The organism is Terribacillus halophilus, from assembly GCF_900162685.1.
GTDB lineage: Bacteria > Bacillota > Bacilli > Bacillales > Amphibacillaceae > Terribacillus > Terribacillus halophilus_A.
The window spans coordinates 1,337,895-1,354,118 of the sequence record NZ_LT727828.1; the positions used below are offsets into that span (position 1 = coordinate 1,337,895).

Genomic DNA, 16,224 nt, shown 5'->3' on the forward strand with positions numbered 1-16,224 from the left:
CAATAGCGGATGTCGTACTATTCTCCTTACATTGAAACACTTCCTCCAATTTTTAACCATTTACCTCTGTTTTCTGTAATGCCAATTACCCACCCGTTTGATAAACTACATATTGTAAACGCTTACATCAACAACAAACAAAGGGGGATGTGGGATGAGAAGAAAGTCAGTAGTGGTTGTATGGGGTTTGATCTTGGTTTTGCTGCTTGCTGCTTGTAGTGGTGGAGGCAGCAGTTCGAGTGGAGGTTCTGGTTCAGAAGATGGCAAGGTGACGCTGCGGATGGCTTGGTGGGGTGATCAGCCGCGAAATGATTATACCGCAAAAGTTATAGAGATGTATGAAGAACAAAATCCTGATGTAAAAATTGAGGCGGAGTATGCGAGCTGGGATGATTATTGGCAGAAGCTTTCTCCTCAGGCTGCCGCAAATGAACTGCCAGATATCGTGCAGATGGATGTTTCTTATTTAGCGCAATATGCACAAGGCAATAAATTGGCTGATTTGACACCTTATCTTGGTGAACAGATTGACACGAGCAAGATGACCGAAGACTACGTGAATGGCGGAAAAATAAATGATGGGATTTATGGTATGAACACGGGAGTAAATGCCGTTGGGTTCCATTACAATCCGGACTTATTAGAAGAAATAGGATTTGATCGAGAAATCCCAGAAGGATGGACGTGGGAGGATTACCAGTCCATGTCTGACAAAGCAGCTGCGAAAGGTATTTACTTTGACACACACTTAAAGCCGGATGTGTTCTTTGATTATTATCTTCGCAGTAATGGTGCACGTTTGTATGCAGAAGATGGCAGCGGTCTTGGCTACAAAGATGATCAGTTGTTCGTCGATTATTTCGGCATGATAGCGGAGCAAGTAGAAAAAGGTTCCACGCCAACGCCTGATGTACTTACACAGATATCGGGTATTGAAGATGATCCAGTTGTAAAAGGAGAAGGTGTTGGGATTTTCCAATGGTCCAATCAGTTTGTCGGTTTGAAGCAGGTGGCGGAGAAGCCGCTTGAAATCGCGCCAATGCCGGGACCAGGTACGTCAGATGGCTTGTATTTGAAGCCAGGTATGTTCTTCTCTGTTTCCCAAAACTCCAAGCATAAAGAAGCGGCTGCTGATTTCTTGAACTTCTTTATGAATGACATTGAAGCGAATAAATTAATTCTAGGTGACCGCGGTGTACCAGGTTCTTCAGAAGTAAAAGATGCACTGAAGAGTGAAGTTTCTGAAGCTCAGGCGCAAGTATTTGAATACGTAGAGTGGGCGGAACAAAATAGTTCACCGATGGGTGCGCCGGATCCTGCAGGTGCTGGTGAGGTGATCGAGCTGTTAGATACAATGTCTGAACAAATTAGCTACGGTCAGATTACACCGGAAGAAGCAGCGAAAAGCTTCCGAAGCCAAGCAGAAGGTATGCTTGGGCAATAGAAGCAAACTGTGATGAAGCGGAAAGCTGATGCTGCAAATCAGCTTTCTGTCTTCGTCACACTTCTATAAGAGAGGAGTGGAGTGGGTTGTTGAATTCACGGTTACAACGTAATTTATGGGGTTATGTTTTTATCGGTCCATTCGTTATCGGTTTTTTATGCTTTACAATTATTCCTATGATGGCTTCCTTATATTTCTCGTTTACAAGTTATGGTCTGTTTGACTCACCGAAATGGATTGGGTTAGGTAATTATACAAAAATGTTCACAGAGGACCCCCGTTACCTTCAATCATTAAAAGTAACCATTATCTATGTACTAGGCGGTGTTCCTTTAAGACTGGCATTTGCGTTACTTGTTGCCATGCTGCTGAATGCCGGATCAAGAGCAGTCGGTTTGTACCGCACAATGTATTATCTCCCTTCCTTAATTGGCGGAAGTGTAGCGGTTGCGATTATGTGGCGTAATATTTTTGGCGATGCAGGAATCGTGAATTTAGCTTTAGGTGGTCTTGGTTTGGATGCTATCCGCTGGTTCGGAGAGCCAACGGCTGCTTTATGGATGTTGATTTTCTTGTCTATTTGGCAATTTGGATCCTCGATGCTGATTTTCCTAGCTGGATTAAAGTCTATTCCATCCAGTTTTTATGAAGCAGCCAGTGTAGATGGAGCGAACTTCTTCCAGAAATTCTTTAAGATTACCTTGCCAATGTTAAGTCCGGTTTTGCTTTTCAACATTATCATGCAGACAATTGCTGCATTTATGACGTTTGTGCCGGCATTTATTATTTCCAAAGGTACAGGTGGCCCGCTGGATGGAACGCTGCTGTACTCCTTGTATCTTTTCAAGCAAGGATTTGAGTACTTCAACATGGGCTATGCTTCGGCGATGGCGTGGGTTATGCTGCTGATTGTAGCCGCTTTGACAGGGATTATTTTCTGGACGTCCAAGTATTGGGTGCATTATGAGTCGGAGGTGAAGTAGCCTTGGCCAATTCAAAAGTAAAATATTTTCTTTATCATATTTTAGTCGGAGGCTTTGCTATCTTGCTGCTGTATCCGGTGATCTGGCTGTTAGTCAGTTCATTTAAGGAAAGTAACGATATATTCGTCACGGCAGGTTCGCTTATTCCGAATCCATTCACGCTTGTCAATTACCCGCAGGGCTGGGAAGGATTTGGCGGCTATGGGTTTGGAACGTTCATTAAAAATACGATCGTATTTGTTTTCTGGATGCTCGTTGGTCATTTGATTTCTTGTTCTTTGATTGCGTTCGGATTTGCCAGACTTAAGTTTGTTGGCCGCGGTTTTTGGTTTGCGATTATGCTGGTGACGCTGATGCTTCCATATGAGGTAGTCATGATTCCGCAGTACATCATCTTCTCAGAACTCGGCTGGCTAAATTCACTTAAGCCGCTTGTTGTTCCAGCGTTCTTTGGGCACCCATTCTTCATCTTCTTGCTCGTTCAATTTATTCGAACGATTCCGCGGGAGCTGGATGAAGCAGCGACAATCGATGGAGCTAATACATTCCAGATCTTTTATAAAGTAATCTTGCCGCTGATTGTACCAGCTCTAGCAACGACGGCAATCTTCACTTTCTATTGGACATGGGATAACTTGCTCGGACCGGTACTGTATTTAAATAGCCCGGATAAGTATACCGTTTCGATGGCGCTGAACATGTTTTTAAGTAATGAAACAGTCTCCAACTGGGGGGCAATGTTTGCCATGTCCATGGTCACACTTGTACCAGTGTTTGTGATTTTCTTCATCTTCCAGCGCTATGTAGTAGAAGGCATCAGTACAACTGGTCTAAAATAGCAGGTAAAGGAGCGGTATTGTATGGCTGCGATAAATAAAGGGCTTGAGTGGATTACGAGAATGGCTTATGTCAACATTCTCTGGCTGCTTTTCTTAGTACCAGGGCTGGTACTGTTTGGGTTCTTCCCGGCTACTACAGCCCTCCTGCATGTCATGCAGCAATGGCTGCGAGGGAAAACAGAGTTTCCCATATTCCAAACCTTTCTCACCACGTATAAAAAGGAGTTTCTAAACAGCAATAAACTGGGATTTATCTTTGTTTTATTAGGATATATCCTTTACTTGGACTTTCTTTTCCTAACTTCAGCTGCAAGTGGTACGGCATTATACCTCACGATTCCTTATCTTGTTCTTACCTGCCTCGTTGGGCTGACAAGTTTATATGCATTTCCGATGCTCGTTCGGTACGAAATGAAACCGCTTCAAATCGTAAAGCGCGCTTTCTTTATGATGATGCTCAATCCAGGCCAAACCTTTCTTATGTGTGTAGCAGTTGGAGGCATAGGTGCAATTCTATGGTACTTCCAAGGGTTAGCTTTGTTTTTCAGCTTCAGCATTCTAGCACTGATTATTATGATGCCAGCTGTAAGAGCATTTGAAAGAACAGAACAAAAAGCATCCAAATTACTGGCTAAACGAGCCTGAGTAAGGAGATTCTTGTATGAAAAAATATGTACTTGTTGGAACAGGCGGCCGGGCAGAATTTTATTACGGCGCGATGGCGAAAGATTTCAAAGATACATGTACATTAGCAGCTTTTTGTGACAGTAATAAGACACGGATGGATTATGCAAATCAGCTTTTGGAGGAAAAATATCAGCATCCTCGTATTCCTCTGTATCATGCAGCTGATTTTAGACAAATGATTTTACAGGAAAAGCCGGATGTCGTGATGGTCACAACGATTGATCGCACACATCATACGTATATCATTCAGGCGCTGGAGCTTGGCTGTGACGTAATAACCGAAAAACCGATGACAATCGATGAACAAAAATGCCAAGAAATTTTGGATGCCATTCATCGGACTGGAAGAGAAGTGCGAGTTACGTTTAATTACCGATACGCACCACATAATACAAAAATCAAAGAGCTAATCAGCTCAGGCGTCATTGGTCAAGTGAATTCCGTTCATTTTGAATGGGCACTTGATACAAAGCATGGAGCCGATTATTTCCGCAGGTGGCACCGAGACAAACGAAACAGCGGCGGTCTGCTCGTGCATAAGTCCACGCATCACTTTGATTTGGTGAATTTCTGGCTGGATACAACACCTGAGCGTGTGTATGCGGTCGGTGACCTGCTTTTTTATGGCAAAGAAAACGCTGAGCAAAGAGGCGAAACAAACTTCTACCAGCGGGCGCATCAGAGCGATCTAGCGAAAGAGGATCCTTTCGCCATTGATTTGGCAAACAATGTGCACTTAAAAGCAATGTATCTGGATGCTGAAAAAGAAGATGGCTATCAAAGAGATCAAAGTGTTTTTGGAGATGGTATAAGTATTGAGGATACTTTAGGCGTGCTGGTGAATTATAAAAACAAGAGCATCCTGACGTATTCCTTAAACGCTTACTTGCCTTGGGAGGGTTTTCGAGTCTCTTTTAACGGTACCAAAGGAAGAATTGATGCGCATATTATTGAAAAGTCTTATGTGAATTCGGGAGGAAAGAAAGCCGAAGAAGGTCAGTTGGAGCAGTTGTCCATCATCGTTAGCCCGATGTTCGATATGCCTTACGAGGTGGAAGTGGAAACGACAGAGGGTGGTCACGGAGGAGGCGACACAGCTTTGCTGGAAGATCTTTTTGGCAAGCCGCAGCCAGATGTGTTCAAACGAGCCGCATCGCATGTGGATGGCGCGATGAGCATTATGACTGGTATTGCAGGCAACCTTTCCTTGAGAACTGGCAATGCCGTTACCATAAAAGATTTAATAAAACTATAATTGGAGGCTATTTTCGTGGAAAAAACGGCCGTCATCTCTGGCGGGGCATCGGGAATTGGGAAGGCTGCTGCACGTAAGCTGGCTGAAACAGGTTTCCGTATTTGCTTGCTGGATGTAAATCAAGCAAAATTACAAGCAGTTCAAGAAGAAATGGAAGCAGAGGGCTATACCGTACTGGCAATTCCTTGTGATATGGCAGTATATGATCAAGTAGGGGCAGCGGCCGAAAAAGTGATGCAGCATTATGGCAGGATTGATGTTGTATTTGCTAACGCCGGTATTGTAGGCGAAACATCCTCTATTGAATCAATGAGCATCGATAATTGGAGCCAAGTGCTCAGCATTAACTTAAATGGGACATTCTATCTCGTCAAAGCAGTCATTCCTTATGTAAAGCAGCAAGGCGGCAGCATTATCATTACTAGTTCAGTCAGCGGCAACCGCGTCTTTTCACAAGCAGGTTTTACGGCCTACTCCACCTCCAAAGCAGCACAGGCAACATTCGCTAAAATGGCCGCGCTGGAGCTGGCTCAATATCACGTTCGCGTTAACGTCATTTGCCCAGGCGGCGTCGAAACGGATTTTAAAAAATCGATAAAACCTTCGCCTGATTTAGAAGAAGTCAAAGTACCCGTCACATTCCCGGAAGGCAGTAAACCGTTGGACAATCGATCAGGTAAACCGGAAGAAGTGGCGAATCTGGTGAAATTTTTGGCATCCGATGAATCAAGCCATATTACGGGAACGGAGATTTATATTGATGGGGCGGAATCGCTGCTTATAGGGTAGAAACAACACCATGATACTTGTCATGGTGTTTGTTGCGTTTCGTTTTATCAAGAAATGTAGCATGCGTGCGTCGGAAATAGGGTATGTTGCACAGAAAAGTAAAGGATTAAGAGAATAATTACCAAAAATAGATATATAATGAACTGGAAAGCCAATACAACACTGGTTTCTTTTTTGGAAAACTGAAGGTGACATTGTAGTTTAGTACAATTGCTGTTAAAAAAGGTAGCAGTCAAATGTAAGTTTATAGATAGAATACAGATAGAAATCAAGAAGAAGCAAAATCGCATAATTTACACATTTGATAACTTTATATGTATCTTTTACAGCTTAATAAGAAGGGACACAGAAAGGCGATAAGTTGCCAAGTATGTATCCAGGAAGCAGGGAAACCTGTAAAACTAGCGAATTAAATGGGTAAGAGTAAAATTTAGATCATAGAGAGATTTACTCAAAGTAAGAGGGGAATAACCAATATGAAACGATTCACCCGTTTATTTTCTGATCTGAAAATGAAGCATAAGTTGTTTTGTTTGCTGTCTCTTATCTTGATTTCGTTTAGTGTAGGCGGGTTATTGCTCATCCAGTACGCGCTGCATGTTTATAATGAAGAAATCCATCGACAGTCTGCCCAGTCATTGAAGGTATCGTCTGCTTTGGTGGAAAAAGAGATTGCAAAAATGAAAAGGCTTTCATATACATTGGCAACAGATCCGTATCTTCAATCCTACTTAATTAACTTGAAAGAAAGTGATGGCGGTTATGAGTCTTATTTAACCGGAGTGAGTATAGAAAGAAGACTTGTGGAATTAGGTGCTTTTGAGAATTATATCGATTCCATTCAGGTATATGACACAGCGGATCGCAATTACAGTATAGGGAAGCGTGTTGTAGCGATTGGAAACGAGCAGTTATTGGAGTATAAGCGGGCAACAATGGAAAAGGATGGCGGTGTGGAATGGTTTGTTGCGAATAAGCAGGATGAATCGTTTATAGCTGCCAGAGAGGTGAACGCATATGCAAATTTATCATTCGAGCGGTTAGGAATGGTTGTCGTGCGTTTCAATATGAATGAGATGGTGTCTTCATTCGAAGATAGTGCGGCGGAACAAGGAACGAAGCTGCTGATTACGAATGCAGACCAGGAAATAATATTTCCTCAGGAAACAGCGGAGAAGGATGCATACTTAGCCTCCAGTTTGCTTGATGATGCTGGCTATCGTTTAGTCAATTATGAAGGTGAAAGATATTTTGTGACTTATACCTCGGCCAATTTCACGAATTGGAAGTATATGATTGCTTCTCCTTATAATCAATTGTTTGAAGCAGTCTCTTTTGTTATGAAAGCCGTCATCAGCCTTTATTTGCTGTTGTTTGTCTTACTGCTTTTGCTTGGCATCCGCTTTATAAAGGGAATCACAAATCCGATTGAGGCGTTAAACAGAAAGATGAAAAGAGTTGAAACGGCAGAGGTTATGGATTTTCATGATAATCAAGATATAAGATTTACGAATGATGAAGCGGGGCAAATGCATGAGAACTTCAATAAGATGATGCGGCAGATTCATTCGCTAATTGAAGAAAACTACGAAAAACAGCTTGTCATTAAAGACGCAGAGTTCAAAACGCTCCAAGCCCAAATAAATCCTCACTTTTTATACAATACATTAGAATCTATCAATTGGTCAGCGAAACTAGGCAAGGTGCAGGAAACATCCCGTATGGCCACTTCATTAGGCTTTATTTTGCGTTCTTCGCTTGAAACGAAAGAGTCGCTCATAACGCTTGCTGAGGAAATGGAAATTGTAAACCACTATATTATGATCCAATCGTACCGTTTTCAAGATCGTCTAGTTTTTCGCAATAAGCTGCCTAATCACCTTCTTGCTTGTAAGGTGCCTAAATTCAGCCTCCAGCCATTAGTGGAAAATGCAATCCGATATGGTGTGCAAGAAATAGTTGGTGTCTGTACGATCACCATCGAGGCAGCGCATGTTGGTGAAGATACCGTTATTTCTGTTATAGATGATGGTCCTGGCATGGATGATGAATTCATCCGTAACCTGCAGAGTGGTGTATATCGTACGAAAGGAACTGGTCTAGGGATACGAAATATCAATAATAGGTTAAAGATGCTGTTCGGCGCAGCATATGGAATAGAAGTTAGAAGTGAACTTGGAGCTGGAACGACGGTCATGCTGACAATTCCTTATAAAGGAGGGAGTGATCATGTTCAAAGTGCTGCTGGTAGATGACGAACCAATGCTGCTGGAAGGTATTTCTTCGATTGTGGAATGGGAGCGGCACGGAACCGAATTAGGAGGGATTGCTCGTAATGGCTTAGAAGCGCTGGAATTCATTCACAAACATGCTCCTGATATTGTCATAACGGATATTACCATGCCTGGCCTGGATGGGATGGGATTGATTGAGCAAGGTAGTAAGATTTCACCTCTTATCAAATGGATTTTATTGTCCGGTTATAACGAATTTGAATATGCGCAGAAAGCGATGCGTTTCGGGGTAAAGCATTATTTGCTTAAACCATCCAGTGAGGAAGACATTCAGGAAGCGTTAGCGGAAATTGTGCAGGAACTCGGCGAAAAAAGGGAACACGCGAAAAAGACCTCGAGCGACACGAAGCGATATTCTAGTGTTGTGAATAAAATGATAGACAGCATACGTGACAATATAGAAAATCCGGACCTATCGCTGCGCTGGGTTGCGAGTGAAGTGCTCTATATGAATACAGATTACCTTGGCAAACTGTTTAAAAAAGAAGTGGGAGAGAAATTTTCAGCGTATGTATTAAATAGGAAGATAGATAAAGCGCTAGAAATTATGGAGAAACAAGACGATATCAAAGTGTTTGAACTGGCTGAACAAGTAGGTTATGGCAACAACCCGCAATATTTCAGCCATATCTTTAAGAAAAGAACGGGCAGCACACCTACAGATTGGATTAAAAAAAGATAAGAAGGGGCGTGTTTTTACATGACAGAGAAATGGATTTTTATCGGTGATAGCATTACAGAGTGTGGAAGGTTTGAGGACCCGCTTGCAATAGGAGACGGTTACGTAAAAATGATTCAAGATGAAATAAAGCAGAAAAAAGAAGTAGAAATCATTAACGAAGGAGTGGGAGGCAATCGTGTCACTGACTTAGCAGCGAGATGGAAAGAAGATGTACTTCTTCTAGCTCCAGACTTAATTTCTGTTTCTATTGGTATCAATGACGTTTGGAGACAGCTGGATCAGCCGCAAATGAAGCAGGTTTCACCTGAGGAATTCAAAGACGTTTATAACAACATCTTGGCAGAAACCGTCAAGCTTGAAACGAAGCTGTTTCTAATGGAGCCAACCATTATTGAAGAAGATAAGAATTCAAAAGGAAACCAGCTGCTGCTTCCGTATGTAGAGATTGTGCGGGACCTGGCTACAACGTATAACGCAACACTTATCCCGACGCATACAGCATTCCTGGAAACAGAAAAAACTGGTTTGACAACGGATGGCGTCCATATGACGGAAACTGGCAATCAGCTGATGGCTGATACATGGCTGAAAGCATATTTCGCTGCAGAAGGAATGTAATACTTAGAAATCTAAAATACGCTGACATTAGACAAGGCTCTTCTTCATACTTTGTTCTGAGGTGATAAAATGGCACGAGTCAAGTACACCAGCAAAGATGTGGATCTAATGGCCAGAATGATGCGAGCTGAAGCTGAAGGGGAAGGCCAGCAAGGCATGCTATACGTTGGAACGGTTATTGTGAACAGAGCGGTAGCTGACTGCTTAGACTTTGGAGATGTGCGAGCAATCCGTGACGTTATTTTCCAAGTACAGGGCGGCAACTATTCGTTTGAAGCTGTACAAAAAGGGAACGTTTTTTATCAGCGAGCACGCGATTCAGAAAGACGACTGGCGGAAAGAAATCTAAAGTTTTGGAGGGAGCAGCCAGCACGGTTTTCCCTTTGGTACTTCAACCCCTACGCACCATGCCCTCCGACTTGGTACGATCAGCCTTTTACGGGCCAATTTAAAGACCATTGCTTTTATGAACCACAGCCGGGGACTTGTGAGAGTGTGTATATTGGATAAAGTAAATAGCTTAGTCAGGAAGTGCAGTCTTTGAGATTGCACTTTTTTACGTTAACCTAATTCCATGATTTACCGATAATGATACAATAATTGAAGAGGCAATTGGAGGTGCTCTGCCTATCAGATGGTTTACTAAAGGTAAAACAAAAGTATCTTTACTTACTGCGGTTGGTGTAGTCTTACTGTTTGTTCTCCAAGTGGTTCTAATTTTGAAAGTTCCATTAGACAATGAAATCATTTCACTGTTCATGCGTGTTTTTATTCCTGTCTGTTTAATTTTATATATCCTTGGACCGATCTTTGGTTTTATTACAGCTTTCTTTGCGCAAACACAGGTATGGAAAGTAACGTTGGGAATAGTTTATTTTTTTATTGGGGCAGTTTTAATTCCTTATTCTATTTTTGTTATTACTTTCCGTTATTTTGTGGGATTCGGCGGCTAAACATAAAGTTCCATTATACATTTCAAAAATAGAGGGAGCTTTCTTCTGGCAAAAGTTTTGAATCTAGTATCTAACTATAGAGGTGAATCTAATGACAAATGAGCTACAGCACGCATTAAAGGTATTGAAACAAAAACAGTGGATAGACCTGACTCATACATTCGGACCAGACTCTCCGTATTTCTCGGCATTTGAACCAGCAAAGTTTCAGACGCTCTTTACCCATAATGATGGTTTTTTTGCACAGAATTTCTCTTTTCCTGGTCAGTATGGGACGCACTTGGATGCACCGATTCATTTCGTTCGGAACACGCGTTACTTAGAGGAGCTTGAGCTGCAGGAATTGGTGCTGCCGCTGGTTGTCATTGATAAATCAGGGGAAGCGGCTGCGAATCACGACTACTCATTGTCTGTAGCTGACATTTTGGCGTTTGAAGCAGAACACGGAGAAATTGAGCCAGACACATTTGTTGCTTTGCGAACGGATTGGAGCAAGCGTTGGCCTGATCAAGTGAAAATGGATAACAAAGATGAACAAGGCAACAGTCACTCTCCCGGCTGGTCGCTTGCAGCGTTAAAGTTTCTATATGAAGAGAGAGAAATAAAGGCAGTTGGTCATGAAACCTTTGATACCGATGCCGCCGTTGACTTTCAGAAAAACGGTGCTTTAGTTGGCGAGTACTATGTGTTGGAACAAGACTCCTATCAAGTAGAACTGTTAACAAATCTCGATCAGCTGCCAGCCAAAGGGGCATTTATCTTTAATATAGTACCAAAAGCTGAAAAAGCATCAGGATTTCCTGTTCGGTCGTTTGCTGTCTTGCCATAAGCATGCAAGATTGGATCGCCTCCAATTCGGTTATAAATAAGTACTGCTACCGAGCCGAGGAGGAAGACTTATGGAGTCAGCGCAAAATAGTACAGAGATATTTAAGCTTGCATATATGAACAAAATGTAATTTTTATGTATATTATGGCGAAAATATACATAAATGCATCGATATACATGCTACACTTTTGTTGGAGGTGGCCTATGTACTTAGATGAGACGAAACGTTATCGGTTTATCGAATCTGTTCCTTATGGCAAATATTTTATGGTTCGCATCTATGACTTGGAGCTGCAAGAGGAGTATACGGTAACCGATTGGCTGTTGAGCAAGTATACGGATAAGGCGCTGAAGGAATTCTATCTTCAGATTAAGCGCGATATTTTTGCAACGAATAACAAACAAGAAGAACTGAATTCAGAATTGGGAGATATGCAGCAGCGGCTGTTTGATTTTCTGGATGAAGAAGATGAAGATGATTTGCCGGTAAGCATGGAGAATGTGATACCATTCCCGGTTCCTGCATCTAATGCAGACAAATAATCTATTGCATTGCAAAGGCTGTGAATAGTTTGATTCACAGCTTTTTGCTATTTTAAGTTTTCAATAAGCGTTTTCTTTGTTACATTTAAGGGTATAGCTGATACCAGGTCTCTGAACTGAAAATCTGATAAGGATGTTGCCGATGGATAAAGAGAATAATGTAGTATTGTTCCCCGGTCTGAAGACGCGGCTGGAGCAGCAAGGAATGAAGGAGCTGCAGGAGAAGAATTATGCCGAAGCGATTCAGAAATTCGAACAGCTGTTGGATTATGGCTACCGACAGCCGGAAATTTTGACAGGGCGACTGATCTGCCTGATGGAACTTGGCAAGCATGAAGAGGCGGAAGAGATGTCCTTACAGCTGTTAGAAGCGAAGGACAAGGATTACCTGCAATATTTACATATTCATTTGACGCTGCTGTTCCAGCTCGGTCGCTATGAGGAAGTAGTGGAAATGCTGGATGAGGTATATGCACTAGAGAATATACCTGTTCCGCTTCGGACTTCGTTTGAACAACTGCAAAAGGTGAGTCGGAAAATGGCGGAAGATAAGTATCAAACGGCAGCCGATCAGCTGATACATAACTTTGAGAAAGCAAGAAATAATCAGGATGTCTCTGCTCAATGGCAGCTCATTCAGAAATGCCACCTGCTCGATTTAAGTCCTCATGTACAGAAGATGGAAGCGTATCTCCTTGATGAGCAGTCCGATCCAGTAGTCCAGACAGCTGTACTGGAATGGTTCATCAAGCAGGAAATAGAATTTCCGGTTTCCATACATAAGATGAAAGAAACAATTACAGTTATACCTGAGAATTTACAGCTAGTAGACAAATCAGAAGGGATGGAGCGTGTACTTCAGCATCTCCAAATGCTTGAGCAGCAAAATCCATCACTTTTCGACCTGGTGTACAAATTATTGTATCGCTATATGTATGTAAAATATCCTATCATTCCAGATGAAGACGAGAGCCTTACATTAGCTGCAGCGCTGCAAAAGCTGGCTAGCAGCTACTTACAGATTGAGCAGCCGCCTGTTTCAAATGAAGAAGCACAGCAAATCGCTTCCATGATGGAAGAAATTATCACATTTGAGGCAAAATATCTGACTGTTGCCGAGGAATGACACAGTTCGTGTTGTAAGTGTTGAAAGCGACTATGAATATGTTATAATGAGATGGTTGTAAACCAGTACTAGTTAATAACTTCTTTAATGCTAGAATTGAGAACGATTAACAGGTAAGAAACGATAGATGTTGGAGGGAATATTATGTCAGCAAAATTCGAAAGAACAGAAGGCAAGAACGAGGGTGTCTTAACTATCACCCTATCCCCTGAAGAGTTGGACAACGCGCTTGACCAAGCGTTCAAAAAAGTTGTCAAAACAGTACAGGTACCAGGTTTCCGTAAAGGAAGAGTACCTCGTAAAATGTTCGAACAACGCTTTGGTGTAGAATCTCTATATCAAGATGCGATTGATATCGTGCTTCCTCAAGCTTATATGAACGCTGTTGAAGAGACTGGTATCGAGCCAGTTGCACAGCCGGATGTAGATCTTGAGCAGATTGAACAAGGTAAAGAACTTATCTTCAAAGCTACTGTAGCAATCAAACCTGAAGTAGAACTTGGTGACTACAAAGGTCTTGAGGTAGAAGCAGAAGATACAGCTGTTTCCGACGAAGACGTTGAAAAAGAAATCGATACGCTTCGCAACAACCAAGCTGAATTGGTTGTAAAAGAAGAAGGCACAGTTGGAGAAGGCGACACAGTTGTAATGGACTTCGAAGGTTTCGTTGATGGCGTTGCATTCGAAGGCGGAAAAGCAGAGAACCATAGCTTAGAAATCGGTTCTGGCAGCTTCATTCCTGGATTCGAAGAACAGCTTACAGGCAAAGAATCCGGCAGTGAGTCTGATATCACTGTAACATTCCCTGAAGAATATCATGCAGAAGAGCTTGCTGGTAAAGAAGCTGTCTTCAAAGTGAAAATTCATGAAATCAAAGCGAAAGAACTTCCTGAGCTTGATGATGAATTCGCGAAAGACGTAGACGAAGAAGTAGAATCTTTGGATGCACTTCGTGAGAAAACGAAAAACCGTCTGCAAGAAGAAAAAGCAAACGCAGCTGAAAACAACAAGCGTGAACAGCTAATCAACCTTGCTACTGATAACGCAACTGTAGACGTTCCTCAAGCAATGGTAGATACAGAGCTTGACCGTATGGTTCGTGAATTCGAACAGCGCTTGCAAATGCAAGGTATGACGCTTGAAATGTATCAGCAGTTCTCTGGTCAAGATGAAGCTGCACTTCGCGAGCAAATGAAAGAAGATGCTGGCAAACGTGTGAAAACAAACTTGACTCTTGAAGCGATCGCGAAAGCGGAAAAACTTGAAGTAACTGATGAGGACGTTAATGCTGAGCTTGATAAAATGGCTGAAATGTACCAAACAGACAAAGAACAATTAACACAAATGCTTGGTGGCAACACAGATGCTATTAAAGATGATTTGAAGTTCCAAAAAGCAATTGACGTGTTGGTTGAAAACAGCAAAACTGCATAAGATAGACATAGAGAAAAACAAGGCAGCAACCACTGTGCCTTGTTTTTCTAAAACATAAACGTATACACAGGGAGGGATTCTTACCTTCTCTGTGGAATACGTGCATGAACGACTTTTTTGTTTACATATACTACATACATATGGTTTGACTTTTACAAAAAAAACTCCATAATAAAACGTACCTCTTTTTTCGTATATGCAGTATTTGCCAGCAGGAGATAGGGAGAGAAATCTTTCGAAGCGAGGGTTTATACCCTGTTATTTGGCTAATACTGAGGGAAAAAGTGTTTTGCTTTTTAATACTGCTGTTATCTGATATGATTGGCTAAAGGAAGGCTGGGCGCATCCAGAATGTGTTTGATCTTTCGAGATATCATATATAGATATTACATTCGAGGGGTGAAATGATGTTTAAATTTAATGAAGAAAAAGGGCAGCTGAAATGCTCTTTCTGCGGCAAAAGCCAAGACCAAGTACGTAAATTAGTAGCCGGACCAGGCGTCTATATATGTGATGAGTGCATCGACTTGTGCACCGAGATCGTGGAAGAGGAACTTGGAAATGAAGAAGAAGTAGAATTCAAAGAAATTCCAAAACCACAAGAAATCCGCGACATCCTGAACGACTATGTTATCGGACAGGACAAAGCGAAGAAAAACCTTGCTGTAGCGGTATACAACCATTACAAACGGATTAACTCCACAAAAGGTTCAGACGATGTAGAATTGTCTAAGAGTAATATTGCGATGATCGGACCGACTGGTAGCGGTAAGACGTTGCTTGCACAGACATTAGCGCGTATTCTTAACGTACCATTCGCTATTGCGGATGCGACTTCTTTAACAGAAGCAGGTTACGTTGGAGAAGACGTAGAGAACATCTTGCTTAAATTGATCCAATCTGCGGACTACGATGTAGAAAAAGCAGAAAAAGGTATCATTTACATTGATGAAATTGATAAAGTTGCTCGTAAATCCGAAAACCCATCCATCACACGCGATGTATCAGGGGAAGGTGTACAGCAAGCACTTCTTAAAATCCTTGAAGGTACGGTAGCAAGCGTTCCGCCACAAGGCGGCCGTAAGCATCCGCATCAAGAATTCATCCAGATTGATACGACGAATGTTCTGTTTATCTGCGGTGGTGCATTTGATGGTATTGAGCAAATTATCAAACGCCGTCTTGGTAACAAAGTAATCGGCTTCGGTGCTAGTGAAGAAGGCAGCCAAACACTTGATAAAGGCGAACTGCTTGCTAAAGTATTGCCAGAAGATATGCTGAAATTCGGTTTGATTCCTGAATTTATCGGTCGTCTTCCAGTTATCGGTGCTCTAGAGCCGCTTGATGAAGTGGCGTTGGTTGAAATCTTGACGAAACCAAAAAATGCATTGGTTAAACAATACGAAAAGCTATTCCAGATGGACCATGTAGAATTGGTAATTGAGGAAGAAGCATTGAGCGAAATTGCAAAACTGGCAATCGAACGTAAAACTGGTGCACGTGGCTTGCGTTCCATTATGGAAGGTATCATGCTTGATGTTATGTATGAGCTGCCGTCCCGTGATGATATTAAGCAATGCATCATAACTAAAGATACCGTACTGCTTGAAAACGGCCGTCCGAAATTTGTTCTTCACGATGGCACGGTTACAGATGAAAATAAACAATCTCCAAAAGAGAGCGCATAAGTTCACTTCATCAATCAGGCAATATAACATGTACAGCAAATCCCTTGTTACAGTTGGTGG

Annotated in this window: 16 protein-coding genes and 1 pseudogene; all 17 read left to right on the plus strand. The window is 42.0% G+C overall.

The window, feature by feature from the left end; all coding sequences use genetic code 11:
* Window positions 1-154: 154 nt before the first annotated feature.
* Complete coding sequence (locus tag B1K52_RS11270; protein WP_077308267.1) at window positions 155-1,444, plus strand: ABC transporter substrate-binding protein; 1,290 nt, start codon at window positions 155-157, stop codon at window positions 1,442-1,444.
* Between the two features lie 86 nt (window positions 1,445-1,530).
* Window positions 1,531-2,427: a carbohydrate ABC transporter permease gene (locus B1K52_RS11275; RefSeq protein WP_373022423.1), complete on the plus strand. Its 897-nt coding sequence runs from the start codon at window positions 1,531-1,533 to the stop codon at window positions 2,425-2,427.
* 2 nt (window positions 2,428-2,429) lie between these two features.
* Window positions 2,430-3,266 carry a carbohydrate ABC transporter permease gene (locus tag B1K52_RS11280; protein WP_077308269.1) on the plus strand — a complete coding sequence of 279 codons (837 nt, stop codon included), beginning with the start codon at window positions 2,430-2,432 and terminating at the stop codon, window positions 3,264-3,266.
* 21 nt (window positions 3,267-3,287) lie between these two features.
* Window positions 3,288-3,911, plus strand: coding sequence for a YesL family protein (locus tag B1K52_RS11285; protein ID WP_077308271.1), 624 nt, complete (start codon window positions 3,288-3,290; stop codon window positions 3,909-3,911).
* A 16-nt stretch (window positions 3,912-3,927) separates the two neighbouring features.
* Window positions 3,928-4,305 (plus strand): annotated as a pseudogene (locus B1K52_RS18485) (Gfo/Idh/MocA family protein); the annotation flags it as partial.
* Complete coding sequence (locus B1K52_RS11290; RefSeq protein WP_373022644.1) at window positions 4,306-5,208, plus strand: Gfo/Idh/MocA family oxidoreductase; 903 nt, start codon at window positions 4,306-4,308, stop codon at window positions 5,206-5,208.
* 15 nt (window positions 5,209-5,223) lie between these two features.
* Window positions 5,224-5,997, plus strand: coding sequence for an SDR family oxidoreductase (locus B1K52_RS11295; protein WP_256855899.1), 774 nt, complete (start codon window positions 5,224-5,226; stop codon window positions 5,995-5,997).
* A gap of 476 nt (window positions 5,998-6,473) precedes the next feature.
* Window positions 6,474-8,252, plus strand: a complete 1,779-nt coding sequence (locus B1K52_RS11300; RefSeq protein WP_077308277.1) for a cache domain-containing sensor histidine kinase — start codon at window positions 6,474-6,476, stop codon at window positions 8,250-8,252.
* Window positions 8,227-8,973, plus strand: a complete 747-nt coding sequence (locus tag B1K52_RS11305) for a response regulator transcription factor (protein ID WP_077308279.1) — start codon at window positions 8,227-8,229, stop codon at window positions 8,971-8,973. The genes B1K52_RS11300 and B1K52_RS11305 overlap by 26 nt, the downstream gene beginning before the upstream one ends.
* Window positions 8,974-8,991: 18 nt before the next feature.
* Window positions 8,992-9,591 (plus strand): SGNH/GDSL hydrolase family protein, encoded by a 600-nt coding sequence (locus B1K52_RS11310; RefSeq protein WP_077308282.1) that lies wholly within the window; start codon window positions 8,992-8,994, stop codon window positions 9,589-9,591.
* Between the two features lie 69 nt (window positions 9,592-9,660).
* Window positions 9,661-10,101 (plus strand): cell wall hydrolase, encoded by a 441-nt coding sequence (locus tag B1K52_RS11315; protein ID WP_077308284.1) that lies wholly within the window; start codon window positions 9,661-9,663, stop codon window positions 10,099-10,101.
* Window positions 10,102-10,310: 209 nt separating this feature from the next.
* The gene (locus tag B1K52_RS11320) at window positions 10,311-10,544 is read left to right on the plus strand and encodes a hypothetical protein (RefSeq protein WP_077308286.1); all 234 of its coding nucleotides are present in this window, start codon (window positions 10,311-10,313) and stop codon (window positions 10,542-10,544) included.
* A 91-nt stretch (window positions 10,545-10,635) separates the two neighbouring features.
* Window positions 10,636-11,373 carry a cyclase family protein gene (locus B1K52_RS11325; protein WP_077308288.1) on the plus strand — a complete coding sequence of 246 codons (738 nt, stop codon included), beginning with the start codon at window positions 10,636-10,638 and terminating at the stop codon, window positions 11,371-11,373.
* 204 nt (window positions 11,374-11,577) lie between these two features.
* Complete coding sequence (locus B1K52_RS11330; RefSeq protein ID WP_077308290.1) at window positions 11,578-11,916, plus strand: hypothetical protein; 339 nt, start codon at window positions 11,578-11,580, stop codon at window positions 11,914-11,916.
* Between the two features lie 142 nt (window positions 11,917-12,058).
* Window positions 12,059-13,042: a tetratricopeptide repeat protein gene (locus B1K52_RS11335; RefSeq protein ID WP_179106537.1), complete on the plus strand. Its 984-nt coding sequence runs from the start codon at window positions 12,059-12,061 to the stop codon at window positions 13,040-13,042.
* A 144-nt stretch (window positions 13,043-13,186) separates the two neighbouring features.
* Window positions 13,187-14,476 (plus strand): trigger factor, encoded by a 1,290-nt coding sequence (gene tig, locus B1K52_RS11340; protein ID WP_077308294.1) that lies wholly within the window; start codon window positions 13,187-13,189, stop codon window positions 14,474-14,476.
* 407 nt (window positions 14,477-14,883) lie between these two features.
* Entirely contained in the window at window positions 14,884-16,164 is a 1,281-nt protein-coding gene (gene clpX, locus B1K52_RS11345) for an ATP-dependent protease ATP-binding subunit ClpX (RefSeq protein WP_077308296.1), read from the plus strand.
* Window positions 16,165-16,224: the final 60 nt, after the last annotated feature.